Origin of the sequence: Phytohabitans kaempferiae (assembly GCF_042433955.1) — a bacterium.
Taxonomy (GTDB): Bacteria; Actinomycetota; Actinomycetes; order Mycobacteriales; family Micromonosporaceae; genus Phytohabitans; species Phytohabitans kaempferiae.
Genome location: NZ_JBHLUH010000071.1, coordinates 20,739 through 46,468, shown reverse-complemented (window position 1 = coordinate 46,468; position 25,730 = coordinate 20,739). Strand labels below are relative to the sequence as shown.

The following is a 25,730-nucleotide window of genomic DNA, read 5'->3' as shown; positions in this document are numbered from 1 at the left end:
GAGGTGCCACATGCCGGTCGAGCCGGTCTGGCTGGTTCCGCACACGCACTGGGACCGGGAGTGGTACGAGCCGTTCCAGCGGTTCCGGTTGCGCCTGGTCGACCTCATGGACGACGTCGTCGCGCGGGCGGAGGCCGACCCGGCGTTCCACTTCACGCTCGACGGCCAGGTGGCGGTGGTCGACGACTACCTGGAGGTACGCCCCGAGGCGGCGCCCCGGATCGCCGCGCTGGTCGCCAGCGGGCAGTTCGCGATCGGGCCGTGGGCGATCCTGATGGACGAGTTCCTGTGCTCGGGCGAGAGCATCGTGCGCAACCTCGAATGGGGCCTGCGCCGAGCGGCGGACCTCGGCGGGGCCATGCCTGTCGGCTACCTGCCGGACATGTTCGGTCACTGCGCGCAGATCCCGCAGATCCCGGCGCTGGCCGGGCTGCGGCACGCCTGCGTGTGGCGCGGCGTACCGGCGTCGGTCGACCGGCACGCGTTCGCGTGGCACGCCCCGGACGGCACGGCCGTGCGCACGGAGTACCTGCCCGGCGGCTATGGCAACGCGACGGAACTGGTCGCCGACCCCGAGCGCTTCCCGGTCGCCGCCAGCGAGCACGCCGCCCGGGCCAGGCCGTGGTTCGGCGGTGATCCGGTGCTCGCCATGGCCGGCTTCGACCACTCCGCGCCGCCGCCGTGGCTGGCGTCCGCGGTCAGGTCCGCCGGCGGCGGTGTGCGACTCTCCACTCTGGAGCGGTACCTGGAGCTGTTCGATCCATCCGACCTGGACGGTCTGCCGGTCTGGCACGGCGAGCTGCGCAGCCACGCCCGCGCCAACATCCTGCCCGGCGTGCTCTCCAGCCGGCCGCGTCTCAAGCGCGCGCTGTCGGCGGCCGAGCGCTTGGTCGAGCGGTACGCCGAGCCGCTGGCGGCCCGATGGCAGCCGGCCGATCGCTGGCCCGCCCGGCTGTTGGAGCTGGCCTGGCAGCGGCTGGTGCAGAGCTCCTGCCACGACTCGGTGACCGGCTGCGGCGCCGACGAGACCGCGACGCAGGTGGCCGCCCGCATCGCCGAGGCCGAGCAGATCGGGCGCGCCGTGGTGGACCGGACGGTGGAGAGCCTCGCCGCCACCGTCCCGGCCGACGCCGTACTGCTGGTCAACCCCTCGCCTGCGGCCCGCCGCGCTGTCGTCGCGGTCGAGGTGGCGGCACCGCACGAGTGGCCGGCCGTGGCGCTGCGGCTCGCCGACGGCGCACTCGTCCCCTTCCAGGAGACCGGGCGCAACGAGTCCCGCGCGCTGCTGGACACCGTACGCCCGGCCGGGCTCGTCGCCAGCGCGCTGCGCAACGGGACGCTGGGGCTGGAGTTCCTTCCCCGTACCCCGCGGGCGGTCGAGATCACCGGCCCGCGGGAGCTCACCGTGACCGTGGGCCGGTCCGGCCCGGGCATCACCACCGCGACGCGCGAGCTGGCCGACCTGATCACTGAGGGTGAGTGGCGGCTCCGCATCCTGGAGGAGCCGCTGCGCACCGGGTACGCGGCCGCCTTCCTGCCACCGCTGGGCTTCCAGACCGCGCGGGCCGAACCGGCGCCGGCCCCGGAGGCCGAGGTGCACGTGGCCGGGCACCGCCTGACCAACGGACGGCTGACCGTCGACGTCGCCGGCGACGGCACACTGACGCTGTCCACATCGAACGGCGTGGTGCTGACCGGCGTCGGCCGCCTCAGCGACGGCGGCGACCGCGGCGACCTCTACAACTACGCCCCCGACGGCCGGCCCCCGCTCGACGAGCCGTCGTCCACATCGGTCACCGTCCTCGAAGCCGGGCCGCTCGTCGGTGCCATCGAGGTCCGCCGCACCTACCCGTGGCGGGTCACCACCGAGGTCAGCACGCGGGTCGAGCTCCGCCACGGCGAGCCCTTCTGCCGGCTCGACGTCGCCTTCACCAACCGGCATCCCGACCATCGGACACGCCTCCACGTCCCCCTCGCCCACCCCGCGACCGAGTCACACGCCGAAGGCCAGTTCGCGGTCGTGACCCGCGGCCGCACCGCCGAGGGCGGGCACGGTGAGGAGCCCTTGCCCACCTTCCCCGCGTACTCGTTCGTCGCCGCCGGCGGCGCCGCCGTCCTGCTGGACCAGGTCACCGAGTACGAGTTGCTGCCGGGCGAACTCGCGCTCACGCTGCTGCGCGCCACCGGCCTGATCAGCCGCCCCGACCATCCGCTGCGCCCCGAGCCCGCCGGTCCCGTCGTGGCCACCCCCGAGGCCCAGCTCATCGACCACCGGATCCGGGCCACGTTCGCGGTCATGCCGTACCCGGGAACGTGGGAGTCCGCGGGAGTGCTCGATGCCGCCGAGGCGTACCGCCATCCACCCCTCGCGAGCCGGGGCAGCGCGGCCCCCGGCGGCGAACTCAGCCGTTCGGTCGGGCTCGCGGTGCGCGGCGACGGGGTCGTGATGACGAGCCTTCGCCGCCGCGACGCCCGCTGGCTCGAAGCCCGGGTCGTCGCGATGACGAGCCGGCCCACCACCGTCCACTTCGGCCCCGTCGCGGAAGCCCGGCTCGCCGACCTGCTCGGCAAACCCGGGGCCGCCATCCCTGTCCACGGCGGCGCCGCGACCCTCCCGCTGCGCCCCTGGCAGATCGCGACGATCCAGCTCCGCACCGCTTAGGATCTGAGGCCGTTGGCGCGGATCACCTCGGAGTACCAGCGGGCGCTGGTCTTGGGCGTGCGCCGTTGGCTGGCGAAGTCGACGTGCACGATGCCGAACCGCTTGGCGTACCCCTGGTGCCACTCGAAGTTGTCCAGCAGCGACCAGCAGAAATAGCCGCGCACGTCGACCCCGGCCGCGATCGCCTCGTGCAACGCGCCCAGGTGCCCGCGCAGGTACTCCACGCGCTCCGGGTCGTGCACCGCCCCGGCGGGGTCGGCGTAGTCGTGGAAGGCCGCGCCGTTCTCCGTGATGTACACCGGTGGCAGGCCGGGATGGTCGGCGCGCAGCCGCACCAGGATCTGGCGCAGCCCGTCCGGCTCGACCGGCCAGCCCATCGCGGTCGCCGGCACGCCGCTCGGGCTGACCTGGCGGGCCCCCACCGCCGGGCGGGGCGTGAGCGGGTCGGCGGCGTCGGCGCCCGCGGCGATGTGCATCCGGCAGTAGTAGTTGACGCCCAGGAAGTCGAGCGGCGCGGCGATCGTCGCCAGGTCGCCGGGGGCCACCACACCGTCGAACGCCGCGCCGTACCAGTCGGCCATGTCCTGCGGGTACGCCCCGCGCAGCAGGGGGTCGAGAAACCACCGGTTGTGGTAGCCGTCGAAGCGCTCCGCCGCCGCCGCGTCCTCGGCCGACGAGGTGGCCGGCACCATCGGCGACAGGTTGACCGTGATGCCCACCTGCCGGTCGCCACCGCGCAGCACCGGCACCGCCTGCCCGTGCGCGAGCAGGAGGTGGTGGGCGGCCCGCAGCGCGGCGGCACCGTCGGCCAGCGCCGGCGGCAGGAGCGACGTGCCGTATCCGAGCATGGCGGCGACCCACGGCTCGTTGAGCGTGGTCCAGAGCCGGACCCGGTCGCCGAGCTGGTCGCGCACCGCGCCGGCGAAGTCGACGAACGCGTCTACTGTGGAGCGCTCGAGCCAGCCGCCGCGCTCGTGCAGCGCCTCCGGCAGATCCCAGTGGTACAGCGTGAGCGCCGGCTCGATGCCCCGCTCCAGCAGCGCGTCGACCAGCCGCGAGTAGAAGTCGAGGCCCCGTCGATCCGGCTCGCCCGTGCCCGCCGGCAGCACGCGCGGCCAGGCTACCGAGAAGCGGTACGCCGTCAGGCCCAACTCGGCCATCAACGCGACATCCTCCGCCCACCGTCCATAGTGGTCGCAGGCGACGTCGGCCGTGTCGCCGTGGTACACGTTGCCGGGTACGGCGCAGAACGAGTCCCAGATGGACCGGCCGCGCTCGGCGGCGCCGCCCTCGATCTGGTATGCCGACGTCGCCGCTCCCCAGCGGAAGCCGTCTGGAAACTCGCGCACGCCAAGCCCTTTCGCCGAGGACTTCCCACCAGTCGTGGCGAATCATGTCACCGGGATCCAGCGCTGGAAACCCTCACGCGCACGGTGGCGGTATCAGCGGTAGACCACGGTTCATCCGGCGCGCGTCCTGAACGGCAGAACCGGCGTGCCGAGGCTGGCACGCCGGTTCCGGGTCAGCTGGGAGTGGCCGTCACGCGGGGATCTCGTCGAACATCGCCTGTAGCGCCCGCTCGTAGCCGGCCGGGTCGAGGCTGAGGCTGGACAAGATGATGGTGTAGCTGCCGCCCTTGCTGACCAGCACCGCTTCGGCCTTGATGTCGTCGACCGCGATGTACGCCCGGTCACCCTTCTGCACGTCGGTGACCTTCGCGTGCGACTCGCCAGCGGTCTTGCGCTGGTAGTCGTACGTGGTCGAGCCCGCCAGTTGGGACGACAGGTTGATCGTGACGCTGCCGACGCCCTTGCCGTCGCCGAAGGAGCAGTTTCCGTCGTCCACCATCGGCTTGCCGACGAACCCGGAGATCTTCTCCGCGGTGAACGGGCACGCGGGCACCGTGCTTTCGAGGTTGCCGACGACGGGAAGGTCGCCAAGGCCGGCGTCCTCCGCCGCGGCACCGGATTCGCCGTCGCAGGCCGCCACGGCGAGGAGTAGAGCAAACGCCACCGGCACGAGCTTCGCCCGCGCCCCGATTCGCTTCAGGAGAGCCATGTGCTCGAAGTTAGGGCCGGGACGTGCCGCTGGAATCGGGAGCTTCCCTACGCTTTGCGCCGCGGCCGCCTACCCCTCGGCCGCTCCCCCTGCAACGGCCGAGGGCGTGGCCGGTACCGCCGTTGACGCTCCGTAACTGGGGAAGATGCCGGCGTCGCTGGGCAAACGCCCGCGCGGCGTGGCACGATCCGTTGAGTGACCAGCAGTACCGCCGCTGAGCAGCACCTGCGCGACCTCGCCCGGCTTCGCCGCGTGCGCGACCGGATCGACCGGGATCACGCACAGCCACTGGATGTCGAGGCGCTCGCGCGGGGCGTCAACATGTCGGCCGGGCACCTCAGCCGCGAGTTCCGGCAAGCCTACGGCGAGTCACCGTACTCGTACCTGATGACCCGGCGCATCGAGCGCGCGATGGCGTTGCTGCGCCGTGGCGACCTCAGCGTCACCGAGGTCTGCTTCACGGTCGGCTGCTCGTCGCTCGGCACCTTCAGTACCCGCTTCACCGAGCTTGTCGGCATGCCGCCCAGCGCGTACCGGCGCGAGGCGGCGCGCGCGACCGCGGGGATGCCGGCGTGCGTGGCGAAACAGGTGACCAGACCGATCAGGAATCGAGAAGCACAGCCACAAAGCCTCACGTAGCGTAACCGTCATGGACATCACGATTCACTCAAGCTACCTCCCGCACACCGACCCGGACGCCGCCCTGGCGTTCTACCGCGACACGCTCGGCTTCGAGGTCCGCAACGACGTCGGATACGCGGGGATGCGCTGGCTCACGGTCGGTCCCCCCGGCCAGCCGGGCACGTCGATCGTGCTGCACCCGCCGGCCGTCGACCCGGGCATCACCGACGAGGAGCGCCGCACCATCAGCGAGATGATGGCCAAGGGCACCTACGGCGGCATCAACCTGGCCACCAAGGACCTCGACGCCACCTTCGCCCGGCTCCAGGCCAGCGACGCCGAGGTCGTCCAGGAGCCGACCGACCAGCCGTACGGGGTGCGTGACTGCGCCTTCCGCGACCCCTCCGGCAACCTGATCCGGATCCAGGAAGCCCGCTAGCGCCGGTCGCCACCGCGTCGCCGCGGCCGGGGCTACGGGCGGGGCGGCGCGGTCGACTCGCGGATCCGCAGCGATGGACTGATGACGATGCGGTGCGTGGGGCGGTCGGGGTCGGCGAGGCGGTCGGCGACCAGGCGCACGGCGGCGCGCCCGATCGAACGCCGCGGCGGGCGTACCGCGGTCAGGGGCGGGCTGAAGAGGCCGGCGACCTCGTCGTCGTATGCCACGATCGACAGGTCACCGGGGACGGACAGGTGCCGCTCCTCGCAGTGCTGGACCAGGGCGATCGCCTCCGCGTCGGCGTGTACGAGCAGCGCCGTCGTCCCGGTCGCCCGGCGCCGCCCGCTCGACCAGGACGACCGGGACGCCCGCGTGCGCCAGCCAGTCGATGGTGCGCTCGGCCGTGGGCACGTCCATCCGGGGAGCGATGATCAGCCCATCGACGGCCATCCGGTCGACCAGGCGCTCGAGCTGGGGCTTGTCGTCCTCGGTCTCGTACGAGGAGCCGCGCAGCACGACCCGCATGTCGAGTTCGAGGGCGGCCTCCTCGGCGCGACGGGCCACGTCCGGCCAGTAGTAGTCGAGCGAGGGCACCAGCATGCCGATGGTGCGGCCGCTCAGCGAGTCCGGGCCGGCGGGCAGCTCGTCGGCCGCCGGCGCCTCGTCGGGCGTGATCAGGGCGACCCCACCGTGTACCCGCCGGACGAGCCCTTCGGCCGCGAGCTGGGCGATGTCGCGCCGGATGGTGACCGGGGCGGCGCCGAGCGCCTCGGACAGGTCGGAGATGCGCATCGCGCCGTCGCGTTGCAGTGCCTCCAGCAACTGCTCATGGTCGCGCGGCTGCTCGGGGGCGCTCGGTGGCCGGTGCACCGCGTGCTGCTCGCGCCCGACCTGGTCGTGCGCGAGTCCTCGGTGACGCGGCCGTAGCCCGGCTGTTCGTTTCTGTACGTTATCGATCGACTTGCTTCGACCTCTGGCGCAACCGGTTACCGAGGTGTTACGAACATGATAACCATCGATGCCTTGGGTGTGGGAGGACACGAAGTGAGAAGGATCAGGCGGCTGCTGTCGCTCGGGGCGACGCTCGCGGTGACCGCGGCCGCGGCGGTGGCCGTGACGGCCGCTCCCGCGCACGCGGCACCGGTCACCGTCACCAACGGCACGCAGTTCACCGATACCGCTGGCAACGTGCTGCACGCCCACGGCGGCGGCGTCCTCAAGGTCGGCAACTACTACTACTGGTTCGGCGAGAACCGCAACGCCAACAACACCTTCCGGGCGGTCTCCGTCTACCGCTCCACCGACCTGCGCAACTGGGAGTTTCGCAACAACGTGCTGACCCAGTCGTCGGCCGCCGAACTCCAGGTCGCCAACATCGAGCGGCCGAAGGTCATCTACAACGCGAGCACCGGCCGGTACGTGATGTGGATGCACAAGGAGAACGGGGCGAACTACAGCGAGGCACGGGCCGCGGTCGCCTCGTCGGCCACTGTGGATGGTGCCTACACGTACCACGGCAGCTTCCGGCCGCTCGGCCACATGTCCCGGGACATCACGCTCTACAACGACAACGGCACCGCGTACATGATCTCGGCCGCGGACGAGAACTACGACCTGCACATCTACCGGCTCACCGCGGACTACCTCAACGTGGCCACGCTCGTCGGCAACTTCTGGGACGGCGCCCACCGCGAGGCACCGGCCATGTTCAAGCGGGGCAGCACGTACTTCCTGCTGACCTCGGGGGCCACCGGCTGGAGCCCCAACCAGGCCCGGTACGCCACCGCGTCGAGCATCTCCGGCCCGTGGAGCGGCTGGACCAACGTGGGCAACGGCACCACGTTCAGCTCGCAGCCGACGTACGTGCTGCCGATCCAGGGCACCTCGACGACGAGCTACCTCTACATGGGCGACCGCTGGGCCGGCGCCTGGAGCGGGCCGGTCAACGACTCCCAGTACGTCTGGCTGCCGATCACCTTCCCGTCGAACACGAGCATGAGCCTGAGCTGGTACCCGTCGATCACCATCGACGCGGCCACCGGCACCATCACCGGCAACTCCCCCGCGTACTACCGGGTCACGGCCCGGCACAGCGGTCGCGTGATGGACGTGGTCAGCAACTCGACCGCGAACAACGCCGAGGTCAAGCAGTACGCGTGGAACGGTGGCGGAAACCAGAAGTGGGAGTTCCAGGACGCCGGCGGCGGGTATGTCCGGCTGGTCAACCAGAACAGCGGCAAGTGCCTGGACGTGGCGTCCGCGTCGACGGCGGACGGCGGCAACGTGATCCAGTACACGTGCGGCTCGGGCACGAACCAGCAGTGGCAGTGGGTCGCCACGGGCAGCTACTTCCAGCTGCGGGCGCGGCACTCCGGCAAGTGCCTGGACGTGGTCAGCGCCAACACCGCCGATGGCGCCGACATCCAGCAGTACGTCTGCGGCAGCGGCAACAACCAGCAGTGGACCAGGACCCAGTCCTGAGGCTCACCGCGCGGTGAGCCGGATGACGGGCTACTCCCGGTCGGACTCGCTCTGGTACTTCGCACAGCGGGGCTGGGCGGCGGTGATCCGCCGCCCAGCGTTCGTCCGAGACCGCCGTGGTGGTCCTCGAACCGCGCACCGCGGCCTGACGGTCCGCGCCCCTCCGCGCGGGTCGTCGACCGGATCGGGTCGGAGGGGGCGGCCGGATCGGTGATACGTCGCCTACCTGACCGCGCCGTGACAGCGGCCGGTGAGCGTCAGGTGAGTCGCGTCCCGCACGGTGGCGGACAAGGGAGCCCGCCGAGTGGCTCCATTGTGCGCAGACCTGAAGGGATATCGACGATGAGCTTCGACGCGAGGCGCTGGTACGTCCTGGCGTTGAGCGGCCTGCTGGCGGTCGGCGGACTGGTGACCACGGTCGCCTCCCCGGCCGCCGCGCAGGATCCGCCGCCGCCCTGTGAGCCGGGCTACCAGTACTACGTGGACGGGCCGTGCGACGGCGGTGACGGCTGGATCTTCAATCCACCGACCTTCCGCGAACAGGTGGGATGTGGCGTCTCGGTGCTGACGAGCCGCAGTGCCCCCCTCACGAGCTACGCCTACTACTACAAGAACTGCAACCCGCCCGGCGGTGCCCTGGAGTGCGTCACCTGGGTCGATCCCCAACTCATGCTCCAGAACGGGAGCGGGCGGAAGTACGCGGGCAGGTATCCGGGCGCGAGCGCGTATCTCGGTCACGACAGCGAGATCGACAACTACCAGCATCCGACCAATCCGTACTACGGCGACGACATCATCCCGAGCAGCATCTTCGTGAGGACGATGGAGCCCGGACAGGTGTGTGACCCCAGGCTCGGCGTGCCCTTCCTTTGGGCGGGCACCGGGCCGGGCGGCACCGACCCGCTCCCGCCCGACGAGGACGACCCGTGCGCCGGTTCGAACGCGCGCTGCAACAACGACGGACCCGACGGCGGCGGCGACCACGGACAGGCTCCGCACGTCACGGTCTTCGGCCAGGTGGTCGCGCCGGTCAATCTCGTTCCGCCGCCGGGAGTCGGGGATCGCCCGCTGCGGGACGCGAGGTACGAGCTGTGGTACTACGGCAAGGACGGTCCGGGCACGGCGGTCCAGTGGCGTCCCGTCCTGAGCGGCAGCGACTCCGACCACCGGCCCGCGGGGTATCCGGTGCGGGGCAACCTCGACGCGACCGGGGCCTACCGGCTCGACTTCGTCTACCCGCAAGCCTTCAGCCTGGCCAACGGCGACCCCTGGGAGGGCTGTCCGGACACCGGCGAGGCGTTCCTGCGCTCGCACACCTGCGCCGAGGCGCACCTGCAACTGCGCGTCTACCCGGAGAACGCCAACCGGTCGGTGGTCATCGTCGAGGACCTCGAGATCGAGGACGACCCCTTGGTGATGCACACCGTCAACCTCGGGCGGTTTCACCAGAGGCTGCCGGGCGATCAGGTCACCACCGCCACGTCGGAGTGGGCGCTGGCTTACCGGGGTGTGTACAACGTCCGGGACATCTGGACGCCGACCGTCCATCCCAACGTGACCGTGCGCATCCACGACGAAGGCGGGAGCTACTACAACCCGACCACGAGCATCGTCAATCTGAACCGATCCAGCGCGGGCTACCACGGCATCGAGCACGAGACCGCCCACCGGTACCTGCACCACGTGTACGGCTTCGTCACGCAGAAGGAGCCGGAGTGCCAGACGCACGAGTACACCGAGGCATCCGGCCCGAAGTGCGCGTTCGCCGAAGGGCTCGCCAACTTCGTGGCGGTGGCGGCGCAGGGCTCGACCCGGTACCAGCTGAACGCGGCAGAGTACGACGAGATCGAGGAGTGCCTGACAGTCATCCTCAGCGGGACCTACACCTGTGAACCAGGCGCGAGTGTCGAGGGGAACGTGGCGGGCTCCCTGTGGGACCTCTACGACAGCGGTCTCGAACTGGACAGCCGGGAGAGTTGGACCGGGCTCTCCGACGAACGCGAGGTGCCGTTCATGACGATCATGAGTGTGATCGCCTCGGCCAAGCCGGAGACGGCGCACGACTTCTGGCGGGCCTGGGTCAGCTCGTCGCCGTACCGCGCGCCGGACCGGGAGTTGGCGTTGCTCAACCGCATCTCCCTCATCTCGGTCGTCGACGCGGAGCCGACCGGCGCGAGTGGCGAGTGGACCGAGACGGCCTGCGACCGGTGCACCGGCGGCGGCTACCTCGTCAGGAGCCAGTACGAGGACGGCTCGCACGTGTGGGACCTGAGTGACGACATCCCCGCGTCGCAACCATCCACGTACGACCTGTGGGTCAGGCTCCCCGGCGGGCACTCCGAACTCGACCCGGACGCCCGCTACCGGGTCACGGTGCAGGGCGGTGTCGAGGAGGCATCGGTCGACCAGAGCGCCGCCAGCGGCGGCTGGATCAACCTGCGCGCGGCCGGCTTCCTGCTGGATCCGAGCGAAGACGTCACCGTGACGCTGGTCAACGGGGCGCTGACCCCCGGCACGCCGCTCATGGCCGAAGGGCTCCTCGTGGCCGTCCACACAGGATAGCCACCGGCCCCTGCTCGCCGAAATCCGTTAGAGGGCTCGGCGAGCAGGGGCTATGGTGTCGTCGTGCGCCTACGCGTCCTGGGGCCGGTCGAGGTCCAGGACCCGACCGGGCGGCCCGTCCCGCTGGGCGGCGCCCGGCAGACCATCCTGCTGGCGTTGCTCGCCGCCACGGCCAACCAACCGCTCTCCACCGGCCGGTTGATCGACCTGCTGTGGCCGGAGGATCCGCCGGCGAGTCCCACCGCCGCCCTCCACACCGCGGTCTCCCGGCTGCGCAGGGCCCTGGCCGGCACCGGCGCCACCATCCGGCATCGGACGTCGAGCTACCAGCTCCACGTGGCCCGCGACCAGATCGACGCCCTGGTCTTCGAAGACCTGACCCGGACGGCGAGCGACCCCGAGGCGCTGGGCACCGCGCTGCGCATGTGGCAGGGCGAGCCGTACCTCGGCCTGCATCACGTCTCCCCGCTCCGGCACGAGGCCGTCCGCCTCACCGAGCTGAAGCTGTCGGCCATCGAAGACGGCGCGGCGCGGCTGTCCGAGGCGGGCGACCACGCCGCCGCCATCGCCTACCTGCGGCGGGCGGTCGCGGAGGCGCCGTTACGCGAGCGGTCCCGGGTTTTGCTGATGCGGGCGCTGGCCGCGTCCGGGCAGACCTCGGCGGCGCTCGACGACTACCGGGAGTACCGCGCACTGCTGGTCGAGGAGACCGGGCTCGAACCGACGCCCGCCGTGCGGTCGGCGCACCAGGGCCTGCTCTCGGGCGCGGCGGCGGGAGCGGTCGACGGTGACGCGCTGTCGCCGGCGACCGCGCGGGCGGAGCTGACCCTCGTCGCCGTGCCCGAGCCGGTGTCGCCGCTCGTCGGCCGCGTGCGGGAGGTGGCCGAGATCGGCGACCTCGTCGCGCGCGGACACCGGCTGGTCACCTTGACCGGTCTCGGCGGGGTCGGCAAGACCCGGCTCGCGCTCGACGTGGCCCGCCGCGCCTGGCAGGGCCCGGCGGCCTTCGTCGACCTGGCGCCGGTGACCTCGGCGGAGGACGTCGCGGACGCCTTCGCCCGAGCCCTTGGTATCCGACTGACCGCGCCGGACCCGATCGCCGACCTTTCCGCCGCCGTCGCCGACCGGGCGCTGCTGGTGCTCGTCGACAACTTCGAGCACGTACTGCCCGCGAGCGGCCTGCTGACCACGCTGCTCAGCCGGTGCGCCGGCCTCCACGCGCTGGTCACCAGCCGGTCGCGGCTCGACGCCGCGCAGCAGACCGAATACCCCGTGAGGCCGTTGACCGTGCCCCCGGCGGACGCCGGACCCGACGACGTGCTCGCCAGCCCCGCGGTGGCCCTGTTCCTGGATCGCGTCGCCGACCGCTCCCTTGTGGCCGGGAGCGGCCCGGCGCAGATCGGCCGGCTGTGCCGCGAGGTCGGCGGCCTGCCGCTCGCCATCGAACTCGCCGCGGGGCTGGTGCGGTTTCGGTCCCTGGCGGACGTACGCGAGCACGTCGTCGGCTCGCTGGCCCGAGCCGAGTCGGGCGCGCTGGCCTCGGCGATCCGGTGGAGCTTCGACCGCCTCTCCTTCGCCGACCAGGCCATCCTGCGGCGGCTGTCGTTCTTCGCCAGCGCGTTCGACGCGGCCACCGCCGCCGCCGTCGGCGGTGCGCGGCCCGGCTCGCTCGACCGGCTCGTCTCGCTCGGACTGCTCCGCCTGGACCGGCACGACGGCACCGTCCGCTACGCCGTGCCGAAAATCATCATCGGGTACCTGGAGTCGGCCGACCGCGACGAGCAGACCCGGCGTGCCGCCGAGGAGGCGCATCTCCGGTACCACGCCGGGCTCTGCCGGGATCCGCGCTGGCTGGACGACGCGTTGCTGGCCCGGGTCGGGGCCGGCTACCCCGACCTGCTCGGCGCGCTGCGCCGCGGGCTGGCCACCGGCAGGCCCGACGACGACCTGTACGACCTGGCCACAGCCGTGCTGCTCTACTGGCTGTGGCAAAACTCCACGCATCCGGCCATGCGCATGCTCGACGCGTTGGAGCGGCTGCCGGAGGGCTCGCCCGCCCGCGCCGTACGCCTGCGCGTGTTGCGCGGCATCTTCCTGCGCGAACTCGGGCGCGTGGAGGAGGCAGCCCGCGCCCTCACCGGATGCCCGGAGATCCTGCACGCCGCCGGCGACGTCGACTGGCTGGTGACCTGCCAGGGCATCCTGGGCGTGGTCGCCTACGACCAGGGGCGCACCGGCGAGGCGGCCCGCTGGCTGCGAGCCGCGATCGACGCCGCCGGCACCGGTGTCGAGCGCCGGCTGCCCGAGCTGCACGGCATGCTGGCGGCCGTACAGACGGCCGACGGCGACCACGTCGGCGCGGTGGACTCGGCCCTGCGAGCCCTCGCCGCCCTCGCCAACGAGCCCTCACCGGCGTTGCGGGTCTCCACGATGGTCAACGCGGCGCAGGCCCTCACCGAGGCCGACCGCGGCGTACTCGCGCTGGAGGTGCTCACCGGCGGGCTGGCCGACCTCGACGAGACGCCGGACGGCATGCACACGTACCAGGTCAACCTGGGCTGGGCATACCACTCCACCGGTGCGCACGGCGAGGCGCTGAAGACGTTCCGGTCCATCCTGGACACCGTCGCGGACGCCCACGAGTGGCCACTGGTCGCCGAGCTGCTGGCCGGCTCCGCGTGCGCCCTCGCCCACATTGGACACAACCGCGCGGCGGCGCTCACGCTCGGTGGCACGGAAAGGCTGCTGCACCGGCTCGACCAGCGGCTGTCGAAGTGGATACACCAGCAACTCGACGGCGCCTACGCGATCGTCGCCCAGCATCCCCACGGCGCCGACCAGATCCTGGCCGGCCGCCAGCTCGGGGCGTCATCGGTCATCAGCCTCGTACGCCAGATCGAGGTATGACCACGGCGAGCTCTTGACCAGAGGCGGCCGGCGGTGCACGAAAGACCGGCCCGGCCCGCCTCGGCCGATCGTCAGCGGGCGCTCAGTGGCCGCATGTCGGTCCACACGGTGTCGATGTGGTCGAGGCAGTCCTGCCGGCTGCCGGCGAAGTCTTCGCTCCGCACCGCGCCCTAGCGCCCGCTTTCACATCGGCTCTGGCTGGCGCTTGTCCGACTCCGGCGGCACGGCCTCGCGGATGACGCGGCTGGGCGTGGTGCCCTCGTGGTCCGCCGACGAGGAGGCGGCCAGTGCCGTCTGGGCTTCCGCCGCGGCCGAGGCCGCCATGACCGTAGGCGCGACCTCCACGAACTGGAACGGTCGTACGTCCCGGCTTTCCCGGGCCGGGTTTCCGCGCCACTGCGCGTACGGTGCGACCTCCTCGCCCTTCATGAGGAAGGAGTCGGGCCCCAACTCGGCACCGTCGCCCATCGTCACGCCGTAGTGCACGAGCGCGCCGGCACCGACCGTGCAGCGGGCGCCGATGTTGATGTGGTCGGACTTGAAGGTGCCGTCCTCCAACGAGTGGCTCTGGATGATGCTCCCCTCGTTGAGTGTGCAGTCGTCGCCGATCGAGACGAGGCTGCGTTCGGTGATCCAGCAGCCGTCGTCGAAAACCCGGCGGCCGATGCGGACCCCGAGCAGCCGCCAGATCAGGTTCTTGAACGGGGTGCCGTTGAGCACCTGCACGTACCGCATCGCGGGCACCTTCCAGTAGCGCTCGTGCCGCCAGAAGGAAAGGTCGTAGATCGAGCAGAACTTCGGTCTCAGCGGCCGGAACCCGGTGACCGCACGGTCCACGAGCGTGAAGAAGGCCGCGCTGAACAGCGTGCTGAGCACGACGGCGAGCGCGATCGCCGGCAGGCCGAACCGGTGGTACACGTCGACGGCGACCAGCGCGAGCAGGGTGACGGCGAAGAGGTGGACCCACCGCACGAAGATGTGCAGCGCGATGGTGACGGTGTTGTGCAGAGTCTTGGAGGCTAGACGGCGGCGCAGTTCGGCTCCGTCCTTGAGGTGGTCGAACTTGCTGTCGCGCTGCACCGACCGGGGGATCTCGAAGCACGGCGAGCCGAGCAGCCCGACGTTCTCCCGGACCTCGCCGTCGATCGGGATCATCACCTTCGTGGCGAGCAGGCAGTTGTCGCCCGTCCTGCCCTGCGAGGGGTACGCGATGAGGTTTCCGAGGAAGTTGCGCGGCCCGATCGAGGCGCGCGCCACGCGGAAGGACGTGCTCGAAAAGTCAGCGTTGATCATCGACAGGCCGTCGGAGACCATCGTGCCGGTGCCGACGCTGCTCAGGAACGGCGACTCGTGCGCCACCGCCATGCCGAAGTTGGACCCGGTCTGCTCGACCCGGGACAGGTCCCAGCCGATACCGCGCAAATAGTGCGTGATGTACGAACTGTCGCCGAAGAGCGAGACGAAGCCCGACCGGTTGGTCATGCGCGCGATCATGCGCTGGACCCAGTAGTGGATGCCGTACAGCGCGTAGACCTTGCCGGGCCGCACTGCCAGGTTCAACAGGCGTGGCACGGTGACCACCACGGCGAGCCCGACGAACAGCCCGCCGAAGTACAGCACGGACGAGAAGATCACCTGGTCGAAGTAGAAGGATGACGATGTCACGGTATCGTGGTCCGGGCCGATCAGCCGGTTGAGGTGTGGCACCTCGACCAGCAGGATCACCAGGCCACCGGCCGCGATCGGCATGTACACGACGAGCGCGTTCAGCACCTGGAGCAGGCCGTAGGTGAATCTCTTCAGCCGTCCGCACCTGGCCGGGGCGACGGTCCGGTAGTCCGCCTCGGTCCGCTGCGCGGGCGATCCGTGCCAGTGCTCGCCGTCCGGCACGGCCTGGGAGGTGTGCAGGCAGGAGCTGTTGCCGAGTTGCGCGCCGTCGCCCATCGAGGTCTCGATGTCGATCAGCGTCTTCTCGCCTACGTACACGTCCTTGCCCAACGTGACCGATCCCGTGTGGATCACGCCGGCCCGGACCCGGTAGCACGTGAACGACGAGTCCTTCCGGATGATGGTGTCCTCGCCGATGGTGAGCAGGTCGGTGCAGACCGGCACGTTCCGGGAGAGGATCACGACGCCGCGGCCGATCCGCGCGCCGAGCGCCCGCAGATACAGCGAGTAGACCGGTGACCCGACGAACAGGACGAGCGGGTTGGACCGGATCAGCGTCTTGACGACCCAGAAACGGAAGTAGGCCAGGCTCCAGACGGCTATCCGCTGGCGTTTCCAGCGACCGACGAGCATCCACTTCGCCAGGATCGGAACGGTGCACGTGAGGACGAAGGCGGCGCTGCCGAACTCCAGCGACCGTCGGTAGATCTCGACAAGTCCGTTGCTGTCGGCGATCCACTCGTATCCGGTCACCAGGATGAGCGCGCTGAAGCAGGCCATGACCACGAACAGGGTGAGCTGCAACGCCCCACAGAGGACGTACTGGGCGGTGCTGGACCGCGCTGACCGCGCACGCCGTGCCCTGGTCGGCGGCGGTGCGGTGGGGACGGGCGCCGCCTCGGCGAGGTTGGCCGCCAGCTTCCTGACCGTCGGATTCAGGTACACGTCCTGCATCGACACCGACGGCAGGTCGGTGTGCAGCCGTACCCGGGAGCAGAACCGGGCCAGCAACAGCGAGTTCGCGCCGAGGTCGTCGAAGAAGTGGGCGTCCGCCGATACCCGGTCGACGCGCAGCACGTGGGCCAGCGCCTCGGCGAGGGCCTTCTCCCCGGCCGTGGTGGGTTCGACGTGGTCGGCGCGGGTCGCGAGGCTGCGCCGGCTCTTCGGCGGCGGCAGGCTCTTGCGGTCGGCCTTGTCGCTGGGCAGGGTCGGGATGACCTCCAGCTCTTCGAGGTACGCCGGCACCATGTAGCCGGGCAGCCGGTCGCGTAGCTGGTCGTAGATGAGGTCCCGGTCCGGGCTGCCGGCGTCGCGGCGCAGGCTGTAGTAGGCGGCCAGCTCCACGTCGCCCGGCTCCGGCTCGTAGGTGGTGACCACCGCCTGCGCGATCCCCGGCACCTGCATCAGCACCGACTCGATCTCCGTCAGTTCGATGCGGTAGCCCCTGATCTTCACCTGCGAGTCGATGCGGCCGTGATACTCGATCTCGCCCCGCTCGTTGACGCGGCCGAGGTCGCCCGTGCGGTAGATCCGGGCCGAGGGGTTGCCGTCGATCCCCAGAAAGTCCCGGACGAACGCCCGGTCGGTGAGATCCTGCCGGTTGACGTAACCGCTCGACAGCCCGATCCCCGCGATGCCGATCTCGCCCATCTCGCCGGGCGGAAGCGCCATCTCCTCGGCCGGATCGAGGACGACGGCGGAGTACGTGGGGAGCGGGACGCCGAGGGTCACCGGCCGGTCGGGGTGGAGCGGCGCCCAGGTCGCCGTGACCGTGGTCTCGGTCGGGCCGTACACGTTGAGAAACCGGCGGTCGGGCTGATGCCACCGGGCGACGAGGTCCTGCGGGCACGCCTCGCCAGAGACCAGCAGGAAGCGCAGACCGGGAAGGTCATCGTCGATGGTGGCCAGGAGCGTCGGTACGCAGCAGAGCGCGGTGACGCCCCTCGTACGCAGGAAGTCGTGCAGGTCGGCGCCGAGCAGGCTGACGCCGCCCGGCTTGGGCACGAGTGTCGCCCCGACCATCCAGGGGACCCAGATCTCCTCCACCGAGAAGTCGAAGGCGATCGTCATGCCCTGGTAGACGCGGTCGGCCATACGCATCCCGTAGACCTCGGCCGCGACGCGCAGGAAGTTGACGATGCTGGCGTGCTCGATCGCCACGCCCTTCGGCCGCCCCGTCGACCCCGAGGTGTAGATGATGTAGCAGAGATCGTCGACCGGGTCCCCCCGCTCGGCGTCCGTGAGCCGGTGCGCCGGCTCGGCGGCGACCTCTGAGTCCACCTCGTCGACATACAGCGGCTCCGCGTCCAGGTGCCCGAGCCGGTCGCGCAGGTGCGACATCGTCAGCACCATGCGCGCACCGGCGTCCTGCGCGATGTACGCCAGGCGGTCGGCCGGAAACCCGACGTCCAGCGGCACGTAGGCGGCGTTGACCTTCAGTACGGCCAGCATCCCGACGTACGAGCGCACGGCCTGGTCGAAGAGCAGACCGATCCGGTCACCGGGCCGCACTCCCCGCGCCAGCAGGTGGCGGGCGAGCTGGTTGGCCCGCGCGTCCAACTCGTCGTACGTGAGCCGGACCTCGCCCGCGTCGACGGCCAGGTGGTCGCCCTGGCCGATCACCTGCATCCGGTCGCACCGCTGCTCGAAGAGATGGTGCAGGCGCTCCCCAGGTTGCCAGCGAATCGTGTGGTCGTACCCCGCGCAGACGAGGATCTGGTTGTGGACGTCGAAGGTGTCCAGGTCCCCGTTCATTTCCTGTTGCATCAGGCGTCGCCCGTTACGTCCGCGCTTGACACCGGCGCCCAGGACGAGGAGGTGGCCGATCCGCAGCACTCCTCGATAGCATCCACGATCATCGAGCAGGCCGTGTCGACGACGCTGGCCGAGACGTTGAGGGCGGGGAGCATGCGGATGACGCAGTCGTCGCGGCCGCCGACCTCGAGAATCAGCCCTCGCCGCAACGCACGCGCCTGCACCTTGCGGGCCAGGACACCGGCTGGCTGCCCGAGCAGCGGATCGGCCAGCTCGATTCCCCACATCAGGCCGACGCCACGTACCTCGCGTACCCACGGATTGAGTTGCAGCTTGGCGAGCCGGTCGGCGATCTGCTCGCCCCGCTCGCGTACGTTGCCCAGCACGTCGTCGCGGCGGAAGATGTTGATCGTCTCCGTACCGGCCGCGAAGGCCAACTGGTTGCCGCGGAAGGTGCCGGTGTGCGCGCCCGGGGCCCAGGTGTCCAACTCGGCGTCGTAGAAGATGACGGCCACAGGTGCACCGATGCCGCTCAACGCCTTGGAGGCGACGATGACGTCGGGTTCGATGTCGTACTGCTCGAACGCGAACCACGTCCCGGCGCGCCCGCAACCGGTCTGCACCTCGTCGACGATCAGCGGGATGTCCAGCTCGCGGGTCAGTGCCCGGACCCGGCGGACGAACTCCCGGTTGGCCGGCACCACACCGCCCTCGCCCTGGACAAGCTCGAGGATCACGGCCGCGGGCAGCGGGACTCCCCCGTTGGCGTCCCGCAACGACCGTTCCAGGTAGTCGACGCAGTTGATCGCGCAGCTGTCGGGCGCGAGCCCCAGCGGGCAACGCGAGCAGTAGGAGAAGGGAAAGAAGTGGACGCCGGGCATCCCGTTGGCGACGGGCTCCTTCTGCTCCACCAGCCCGGTGAGCGCCATCGCGGCGTGGCTGCTGCCGTGGAACCCGCCCTGGAAGGAGATGAGGTCGCCGCGGCCGGTCGCCGTCTTGCAGAGCTTGATCGCGGCGTCGACCGCGTTGGCTCCGGTGGGGCCGCAGAAGTGCAGTTTCATCCGATCGCGCATACCTCTGGGAAGCATCGAGAGCTGAGCCTCGATAAACGCGTCCTTCGCCGGCGTCGGAAAGTCGAGGCCGTGCGTGATCTGGGCGAGCTGTTTCGTTACCGCCTGCACCAACTCCGGATGGTTGTGCCCGAGCGAGAGCACACCGGCGCCCATGAGAAAATCGATGAACACGTTGCCGTCGACGTCGCGTACGAAGCTGCCCGACGCGTTCGCGATGGCGATGGGCAGGTGCCGCGGATAGGTGCGGGCATTCGATTCTCGCCGATGCTGTCGCTCGAGCAACGCGGCCGAACGCGGCCCCGGAAGATCACTGTTCACGCGTGGATAGGTTGGCATTGCCGCCCGGTCAGGGTCGATCACGGTCAGCTCTCTTTCCATGAAATGGGGGCACACCAAAGAGGCCGGCTCGTACCACGCCAGCCATCCCTCCCTTACGCAGGCGGGAAACACCCCTCCAATCCGTGTGCGCGGAAAACGTGACCGTGGGGCAGCCCACCGTCAACAGCCAGCCGTCCTCGAAATCCGGGCAGGTTGATTCCGTCCGCGCCCACAGCGTGGTTACGGACGTCGTTCAGCGAAGAAAGATGTGGCGCCCAATGCAAGATGCGCGGACCGTGCCATTAACCGGCCTGTCAAGGCGTCGATTGTCCGACAATTACGGTTGGGTAACGCCACCGAGCACCGACTCTAGCGTCCGTATCGCGACAATGACGAAGAACGCGAACCTACCCTGACGTAGGACGAGGGCTCTTCCGCACCAATCGAGAGTACGGACACCGGGAACGCAACGGCACGTAGCACTCGCGGCGCATCGTCACCTGATGAACCTGGACCTGGGTCGCAGCCGGCTCGCCGGACCGGGGTCGGCGGCAAATGGCGTTACCGGACGAGGCTTGCCCGCACCGTCCGGTAACGCCGCCCACTCGGGCGTGGCGGCGTCACTCCACCAGTCCGGCGCGGTGGGCGATCACCACGAGCTGGGCCCGGTCGCGGGCCGCGAGCTTGGTCAGCAGGCGGCTGACGTAGGTGCGGGCGGTCTCCGGGCTGAGGAACAGCACCTGTCCGATCTCGGCGTTGGTGAGCCCTCGGCCGACGTGGGCGAGGATTTCGCGTTCGCGGTCGGTGAGAGCGCCCAGCTCCTGGTCGCGGACCCGGCGCGAGGGCATGCGCGCGATCTGCGACATCATCTGCCGGGCGACGGCCGGGCTGACCGGTGACTCGCCGGCCGCGGCGGTGCGGACGGCCGCGCGCAGCGCGTCGGCGTCCATGTCCTTGAGCAGGTAGCCGCTGGCGCCGGCCTGGATGGCGTCGAGCACGTCGTCCTGGTCGTCGAAGGTGGTCAGCACCAGCACCGGCGTTTCCCGGAGCGTGGGGTCGGCGCGGATCGCGGCGGTGGCGGCGATCCCGTCCATGACGGGCATCTTCAGGTCCATCAGGAACAGGTCGGGGCGTAGCTCGCGTCCCTGGGTCAGCGCCTCGCGGCCGTGTGCGGCCTCGCCGACGACGGTGATGTCGTCGGTGTTCTCCAGCAGTGCGCGCAGGCCTGCCCGGACCAGCTCCTGGTCGTCGACGATCATCAGTCGGATCACAGTCGTGCCTTCGCGGGGAGGGTGGCCCGGACGCGCCATCCGTCGGGTCCGGTGTGGACAGTCAGGGCACCGCCCAGCTTCTCGGCCCGTTCCCGCATACCGCGTACACCGTGGCCGGGCGTGAACCGGGAGAGCCGGTTGCCGGTGCCGTTGTCGTGGACGGTCGCCTCGACCACGTCGTCTTCAGCGCCCACTGTCACCGTGATGTGGGTCGCGTTGGAATGCCGCATCGTGTTGGTCACCGCCTCCTGGACGGTGCGGTAGACACACGCCTCGACGTCCGGGCTCGCCACGACCTCCTCGATGCGCGACGTCACCTCGTAGCCGGCGGACGCCGGTCCCTCCAGCAGGCGGTGCAGGTCGTGGAGCGTGGGGTTGGCGAGTGGCTCGCCGTCGGTCGAGCGCAGCAGCGCGACCGTCGACCGGAGCTGCGCCATGGCGTCGGAGACGCTCGACTTCACGCGATCGATGGCCTCGGCGCGACGCGTGCCATCCGCCTCGCGGGCCACGTCGGCGAAGAGCGACGCCACCGACAGCGAGTGGCCCATCGAGTCGTGCAGCTCCCGCGCCAGCAGAAGCTGACCCTCCCGGGCGTGCGCCGCGGTGTCCATCGCGGTCTGCCGGGTCACCAGGCGTACCACCTGCTCCGTACGCTGCTGGAGGGTACGGCGGGCGCGGACGCTGTAGCCCAGGGCGATGACAGCGGCGATGAGCGCGGCGTGGCTGGAAAGCTCATATCCCAGGACGAACGACGGCGACTGGCCCGAGGCGAGCCGGAACGCTGTCGAGGCGGCCAGCACCACCGCGGCCGTCACCACCGACGCGCGCAGGTAGCCGGCCTCGGCGGCGGAGAAGAGCGCGGCCGAGATCGGCACGGCCACGCCGACCGCGGGAAACCCGGCGATGTAGTAGGTGAAGAAGCCGAGCGCGGTCAGGGCGAGCACCAGCCGCGGCATCGACCGGCGGATCAGCATGAGTGCGCCGAGGCCGACCGCCCACAGGTACGCCAGGACGTCCGGCGACCGCGAACCGGCCTGATCCGCGGACACGACGACCGACAGCACGACCGTGACGCCGACGAACAGCGCGATGTCGACCGACCGGGCGCTCGACGAACGCCAGCTCAGGGCCATGGTCGGATCGTATGCGGGCCGGCGGCGGCCGGGCATGCGCAAAGGTGACATCACCGGGGCGCCGGCGGCCGCAGCGCCTTCATGGCGGCCTCGCGCGGCGGCACGAACCGGCCGGCGTGCCGCACTCTCAGGCGCGACTGGCGGGCCAGCCGGTCGTGGCCGGTGACGCGCATGCCGGCGCCGACGATGGGCACTCTGCGCCCTGGAGTCCTTGTTGTCACCTTCCGTCCCCTTTCGCCCGGCGCTGTTCCCGCCAACGGTAGACGCGGTACCGTCGCCTCGCGTTCGCCCGCGAGCGTCAGCGCTGTCGCGGGCGAGCGACCGCCGCTCCCGAGCGACCCGGCTGACGCTTCTCGACGGATGGGCCGGCCCGCCCGCGCTCCTAACGTCGAATCCATGAATACCGAGAACCGCTCCAGGACCCGTCCGGGTCTCCGCCTCGGCCTTCCGCTCTGGATGATCGCCGCGCTCGCCGCGCTGGCGATGCCCCGCGTGTTCATCCATGACACGGGCGTGTCCGTCCCCGGGCCGGTGCAGGGCCTGCTGGTCTTCGGCCCGCCGTTGGTCTGGCTGATCGTGGCGGTGGTCCGACGGGTCCCGTCGCCGGTCGTGACGCTGCTGGCCGTGGGCGGCCTCTACGGCGTCGGGCTCGCGGTGGTGCACAACATCTTCTGGTCGGACGTCTTCGCCGACGATCCGCCGAGCCTCGGTGGCAACCTCGCCGGTCAGCTCTCGCCGGGCACGGAGGAACTCGTGTTCCGCGTCGCCACGAGCGCCAGCAGCCTGCTCACCGGACTCGTGGTCGGCCTGATCAGCGGACTGCTCGCGGTGCTCGTCCGGCGGCTGACCCGCCGATGACCCTTTCGGGGTACGGGCGGCCGCGACCGTACCCCGAAAGGGTTTCAGGCATTCGCCGGCGCGCCCTCGGCCTGCTCCGCCGCCGGCTCGCCGGTGGGCGGGACGCGGCGGAAGGCCACGGCAACCACGATGGCGAAGCCGGCGAAGACGGCCGCGCCGACACCGGCGACGGTCGTCAGGCCGGCGGTGAAGGCGGCGCGGGCGGCCTCCAGCACCTCGGCACCGAGCGTGCCGGGCAACGCGGCGGCGGTGGCGGTCGCCTCGGTGATGCCCTGGCGGGCGGCCTGCTCCGCGGTGACGGGCGTGCCCGACGGCACCGCGAGCTGCGAGCGATAGACGAACGTGGCGAGACTGCCCAACGCGGCCACACCGAGCGCGACGCCGAACTCGCCGCTGGTCTCCGACAGCGAGGCGGCCGAGCCGGCCTTCTGCGGCGGCACTGAGCCGAGGATCAGGTTCATCGTCAGCGCCATCGTGGGGGCGATGCCGAGGCTGGTCAGCGCCAGTCCGAGTACCACCGGACCGACACCGCCCTCCGCCTCCGCCCGGGTCTGCGCGACCATGCCGGCGGCGGCCACGAGCAGGCCGCCGGCCATGAGGTGGGCGGGACGGATCCAGCGGGCCAGGGCGGGGGCGCCCATCAGCCCGAATGCCATCGCGACGGTCTGCGGGATCAGCCACAGCCCGGCTTGCAGCGGCGTGAGTCCGCGTACGGCCTGGAGGTAGAGCGTGGAGGTGAGAGTCACGCCCGCCATGACGATGCCGAGGCAGAGCCCGGTGCCCAGCGCGCTGGAGAACGTGCCGTTGGCGAAGAGCCGGAGGTCGAGCAGAGGGCTGGCCAGCCGGCGCTGGCGCCGTACGAACACGAGACCGGCCAGCAGCCCGATGACGACCGCGACGGCCGCCGTGGTGTGCCAGCCCTCCCGGGCGAACTCCTTGAGGCCGTAGATGACCGGCAGGATCGCGGCCAGCGACAAGGCCACGCTGGCCAGGTCGAGGCGGCCGGCATCGGCGTCCCGGTACTCCGGCAGCAGCATCGGCCCGGCGACGAGCAGCAGCACCATGAACGGGACGCCGAGCAGGAAGGCCGACCCCCACCAGAACGTCGACAGCAGCGCCCCGCCGACCAGCGGCCCGAGGACCATGCCGCCCATGAAGCAGCTGAACCAGATCCCGATCGCGGTCGCCATCTGCTTGGGGTCACGGAACATGTTCCGGATCAGCGCCATCGTCGAGGGCATCAGGGTCGCGCCGGCGATGCCGAGCAGCGCGCGGGATGCGATGAGCATGGCGGGGCTCGACGCGTAGGCCGCCACCACCGACATGACGCCGAAGGCGGCGGCCCCGATCAGCAGCAGCCTTCGCCGACCGACCCGGTCCCCGAGCGTACCCATGGTGACCAGGAACCCGGCCAGCATGAACGAGTAGATGTCGAGGATCCACAGCTGTTCGGTGGCGTCCACGCCCAGGTCGTCGCTCAGGTGCGGCAGTGCCAGGTACAGCACGCTGACGTCCACGGACAGCAGCAGGGTGGGCAGTGCGAGCGTGGCCAGCCCGAGCCACTCTCGGCGGGTCGCCCTGGTCGTTTCCATCGAGTTCTCCTCCGGAAGGTCGTCTTCACCCCTCCGACGAGCGACCCGATCCGGAATCGACAGCCCCAGCGAACAGTTTCGCCGGTAAGTGTGGTTCGGCGCGGCAGATAACTGGCGTACGCTTCCGCCATGAGGCAGCGAGATCGGCTCTGGTGGGCCCTCTTCGCGGCGGGCGCGGCAGCGTGGGTCACGCTGCTGGTCGGCCTCTACCTGGGTTGGCGCCCACCGGCAATGCTCCTCCCGGGCCTCGCGACCTACGGACTCGCGCTGGCACTCGGCTACCACGGCCTCCGCATCCGACCCTTCTGGCGCAACCGCACGTCCTAGACCCGCAGACCGCCCTCGCCCGTACAGGTCAGGTCAGGATGGTGGTGCCCACGATCGCCAGGAGGCCGGCTGCCGCCAGCAGGTAGAGGGCCACGGGCCGGCGCACGCGCGGTGCGGGCGGTGGTTCCTCGGCAGACCCGGCCACCGCGGCCTCGTGCGCCGTGCGCAGCCGCGCCTGGATTGTCTCCGGCAGGTCCCGGATGGACGGGCGCAGCCGCGCGAGCCACCAGGGCCGGTCGAAGTGTGTCTGCAGCAGGCCCTCGGGGGTCCGGATCGAGATGGTGTTACCGCGGGCGCTGACGGTGCGGACGTCGGACCAGGCGTAGCGGTGGGCGCCGTCGCGGTCCACGAGCACCAGGCCGCCAGCGTTCCACAGTAGACGCGGACGGAAGTCGTGTCGCCAGAGCGCGTCGAGGAGGAGCAGCATCATGGCGCCACAGAAGACCTGCCACAGGAGCGGCCCGCCCCACGGCAGGTCGACGGCCGTGCTGCCAGCGGTCGCCGCGACGACGGCGACGACCGCCGCGGTCCAGCCGATTACCTGGTTTGGCCGGATGACCTGGGGCTTCTGGGCCACCGGCTGCCGGCCCGTCACCTGGGCGGCCGTGGCAGACCAGGGCCGCTCCCTCTCGCCACCTGCCCCACAGCGCCATGCGCGACCTCGGCCACCACATGAGCATCATCGCAGGCGGCGCCGTCATCGCCATGGCCGCGTCATCGTCCGAAGCGCCGACCGGAGCCGTGCTCGAAAAACGAGCACGGCTCCGAATCACGCGCGGCAACCGGCTTACTGCCAGCCCTTGACCTGCCGCTTGGCCGTCATCGGCTCGGCTCCCTTGCCGACCTTCTGCAACGCCTGTCGCAGCTCGCTACCGCTCATCCTCGAGCTGCCCTGGATGCCAGCCTCATGGGCGCGTTGACGCAGATCGTGAAGCTCATCGCGATTACCCATCTCGAATCCCTCCATTCTGCTGCCGCGTCTCGCGGCGGATTCTCCCTGCGTTGT

20 protein-coding genes are annotated in these 25,730 nt (G+C 70.9%); 8 read left to right on the top strand and 12 right to left on the bottom strand.

All coding sequences use genetic code 11. From position 1 onward, the window contains the following. Nucleotides 1-10 precede the first annotated feature (10 nt). Complete coding sequence (locus ACFFIA_RS32690) at nt 11-2,662, top strand: glycoside hydrolase family 38 N-terminal domain-containing protein (protein ID WP_377258439.1); 2,652 nt, start codon at nt 11-13, stop codon at nt 2,660-2,662. On the opposite strand, the gene ACFFIA_RS32685 is transcribed toward ACFFIA_RS32690, so the two are convergent. Next, nucleotides 2,659-4,011 carry a GH1 family beta-glucosidase gene (locus ACFFIA_RS32685; RefSeq protein WP_377258435.1) on the bottom strand — a complete coding sequence of 451 codons (1,353 nt, stop codon included), beginning with the start codon at nt 4,009-4,011 and terminating at the stop codon, nt 2,659-2,661. The two genes, ACFFIA_RS32690 and ACFFIA_RS32685, sit on opposite strands and share 4 nt — an antisense overlap. Before the next feature lie 190 nt (nt 4,012-4,201). Further along, entirely contained in the window at nt 4,202-4,720 is a 519-nt protein-coding gene (locus ACFFIA_RS32680; RefSeq protein ID WP_377258432.1) for a hypothetical protein, read from the bottom strand. Nucleotides 4,721-4,915: 195 nt separating this feature from the next. On the opposite strand from ACFFIA_RS32680, the gene ACFFIA_RS32675 reads away from it, so the two are divergent. Further along, a complete protein-coding gene (locus ACFFIA_RS32675; RefSeq protein WP_377258429.1) occupies nt 4,916-5,359 on the top strand; it encodes a helix-turn-helix transcriptional regulator in 444 nt (147 codons plus the stop codon). A 10-nt stretch (nt 5,360-5,369) separates the two neighbouring features. Then, nucleotides 5,370-5,780 (top strand): VOC family protein, encoded by a 411-nt coding sequence (locus ACFFIA_RS32670; RefSeq protein WP_377258427.1) that lies wholly within the window; start codon nt 5,370-5,372, stop codon nt 5,778-5,780. A 32-nt stretch (nt 5,781-5,812) separates the two neighbouring features. Here the strand turns inward: ACFFIA_RS32670 and ACFFIA_RS32665 are convergent, their stop codons facing one another. Both ACFFIA_RS32665 and ACFFIA_RS32660 read right to left on the bottom strand, forming a co-directional pair. Then, complete coding sequence (locus ACFFIA_RS32665) at nt 5,813-6,094, bottom strand: substrate-binding domain-containing protein (RefSeq protein WP_377258545.1); 282 nt, start codon at nt 6,092-6,094, stop codon at nt 5,813-5,815. Continuing rightward, nucleotides 6,018-6,650: a DeoR family transcriptional regulator gene (locus ACFFIA_RS32660; protein ID WP_377258424.1), complete on the bottom strand. Its 633-nt coding sequence runs from the start codon at nt 6,648-6,650 to the stop codon at nt 6,018-6,020. The genes ACFFIA_RS32665 and ACFFIA_RS32660 overlap by 77 nt, the downstream gene beginning before the upstream one ends. Before the next feature lie 174 nt (nt 6,651-6,824). Between ACFFIA_RS32660 and ACFFIA_RS32655 the strand changes: the two genes are divergently transcribed. The 3 genes from ACFFIA_RS32655 to ACFFIA_RS32645 all read left to right on the top strand — a co-directional run bounded on the left by ACFFIA_RS32655 (nt 6,825) and on the right by ACFFIA_RS32645 (nt 13,730). Continuing rightward, complete coding sequence (locus ACFFIA_RS32655; protein ID WP_377258421.1) at nt 6,825-8,261, top strand: RICIN domain-containing protein; 1,437 nt, start codon at nt 6,825-6,827, stop codon at nt 8,259-8,261. Nucleotides 8,262-8,603: 342 nt separating this feature from the next. After that, on the top strand, nt 8,604-10,823 hold the full coding sequence (locus ACFFIA_RS32650; protein WP_377258418.1) for a golvesin C-terminal-like domain-containing protein: 2,220 nt from the start codon (nt 8,604-8,606) through the stop codon (nt 10,821-10,823). A 63-nt stretch (nt 10,824-10,886) separates the two neighbouring features. After that, complete coding sequence (locus tag ACFFIA_RS32645; RefSeq protein ID WP_377258415.1) at nt 10,887-13,730, top strand: AfsR/SARP family transcriptional regulator; 2,844 nt, start codon at nt 10,887-10,889, stop codon at nt 13,728-13,730. 71 nt (nt 13,731-13,801) lie between these two features. Here ACFFIA_RS32645 and ACFFIA_RS42625 read toward each other — a convergent pair whose 3' ends face one another. The 6 genes from ACFFIA_RS42625 to ACFFIA_RS32620 all read right to left on the bottom strand — a co-directional run bounded on the left by ACFFIA_RS42625 (nt 13,802) and on the right by ACFFIA_RS32620 (nt 22,141). Next, nucleotides 13,802-13,894 (bottom strand): MbtH family NRPS accessory protein, encoded by a 93-nt coding sequence (locus tag ACFFIA_RS42625; protein ID WP_512700730.1) that lies wholly within the window; start codon nt 13,892-13,894, stop codon nt 13,802-13,804. Nucleotides 13,895-13,913: 19 nt separating this feature from the next. Next, nucleotides 13,914-18,152 (bottom strand): Pls/PosA family non-ribosomal peptide synthetase, encoded by a 4,239-nt coding sequence (locus tag ACFFIA_RS32640; protein WP_377258412.1) that lies wholly within the window; start codon nt 18,150-18,152, stop codon nt 13,914-13,916. An 11-nt stretch (nt 18,153-18,163) separates the two neighbouring features. Then, nucleotides 18,164-19,543 (bottom strand): aspartate aminotransferase family protein, encoded by a 1,380-nt coding sequence (locus tag ACFFIA_RS32635; protein WP_377258410.1) that lies wholly within the window; start codon nt 19,541-19,543, stop codon nt 18,164-18,166. Nucleotides 19,544-20,163: 620 nt separating this feature from the next. Next, nucleotides 20,164-20,802 (bottom strand): response regulator, encoded by a 639-nt coding sequence (locus tag ACFFIA_RS32630; protein WP_377258407.1) that lies wholly within the window; start codon nt 20,800-20,802, stop codon nt 20,164-20,166. A gap of 8 nt (nt 20,803-20,810) precedes the next feature. Next, nucleotides 20,811-21,947: a sensor histidine kinase gene (locus ACFFIA_RS32625; protein WP_377258404.1), complete on the bottom strand. Its 1,137-nt coding sequence runs from the start codon at nt 21,945-21,947 to the stop codon at nt 20,811-20,813. 50 nt (nt 21,948-21,997) lie between these two features. After that, nucleotides 21,998-22,141: a hypothetical protein gene (locus ACFFIA_RS32620; protein WP_377258401.1), complete on the bottom strand. Its 144-nt coding sequence runs from the start codon at nt 22,139-22,141 to the stop codon at nt 21,998-22,000. Between the two features lie 202 nt (nt 22,142-22,343). On the opposite strand from ACFFIA_RS32620, the gene ACFFIA_RS32615 reads away from it, so the two are divergent. Continuing rightward, the gene (locus ACFFIA_RS32615) at nt 22,344-22,805 is read left to right on the top strand and encodes a hypothetical protein (protein ID WP_377258398.1); all 462 of its coding nucleotides are present in this window, start codon (nt 22,344-22,346) and stop codon (nt 22,803-22,805) included. A gap of 44 nt (nt 22,806-22,849) precedes the next feature. Here ACFFIA_RS32615 and ACFFIA_RS32610 read toward each other — a convergent pair whose 3' ends face one another. Further along, nucleotides 22,850-24,397, bottom strand: coding sequence for an MFS transporter (locus tag ACFFIA_RS32610; protein WP_377258396.1), 1,548 nt, complete (start codon nt 24,395-24,397; stop codon nt 22,850-22,852). A 129-nt stretch (nt 24,398-24,526) separates the two neighbouring features. On the opposite strand from ACFFIA_RS32610, the gene ACFFIA_RS32605 reads away from it, so the two are divergent. Then, complete coding sequence (locus tag ACFFIA_RS32605; RefSeq protein ID WP_377258393.1) at nt 24,527-24,724, top strand: hypothetical protein; 198 nt, start codon at nt 24,527-24,529, stop codon at nt 24,722-24,724. A 28-nt stretch (nt 24,725-24,752) separates the two neighbouring features. Here ACFFIA_RS32605 and ACFFIA_RS32600 read toward each other — a convergent pair whose 3' ends face one another. Continuing rightward, nucleotides 24,753-25,319, bottom strand: a complete 567-nt coding sequence (locus ACFFIA_RS32600; RefSeq protein WP_377258390.1) for a hypothetical protein — start codon at nt 25,317-25,319, stop codon at nt 24,753-24,755. Nucleotides 25,320-25,730: the final 411 nt, after the last annotated feature.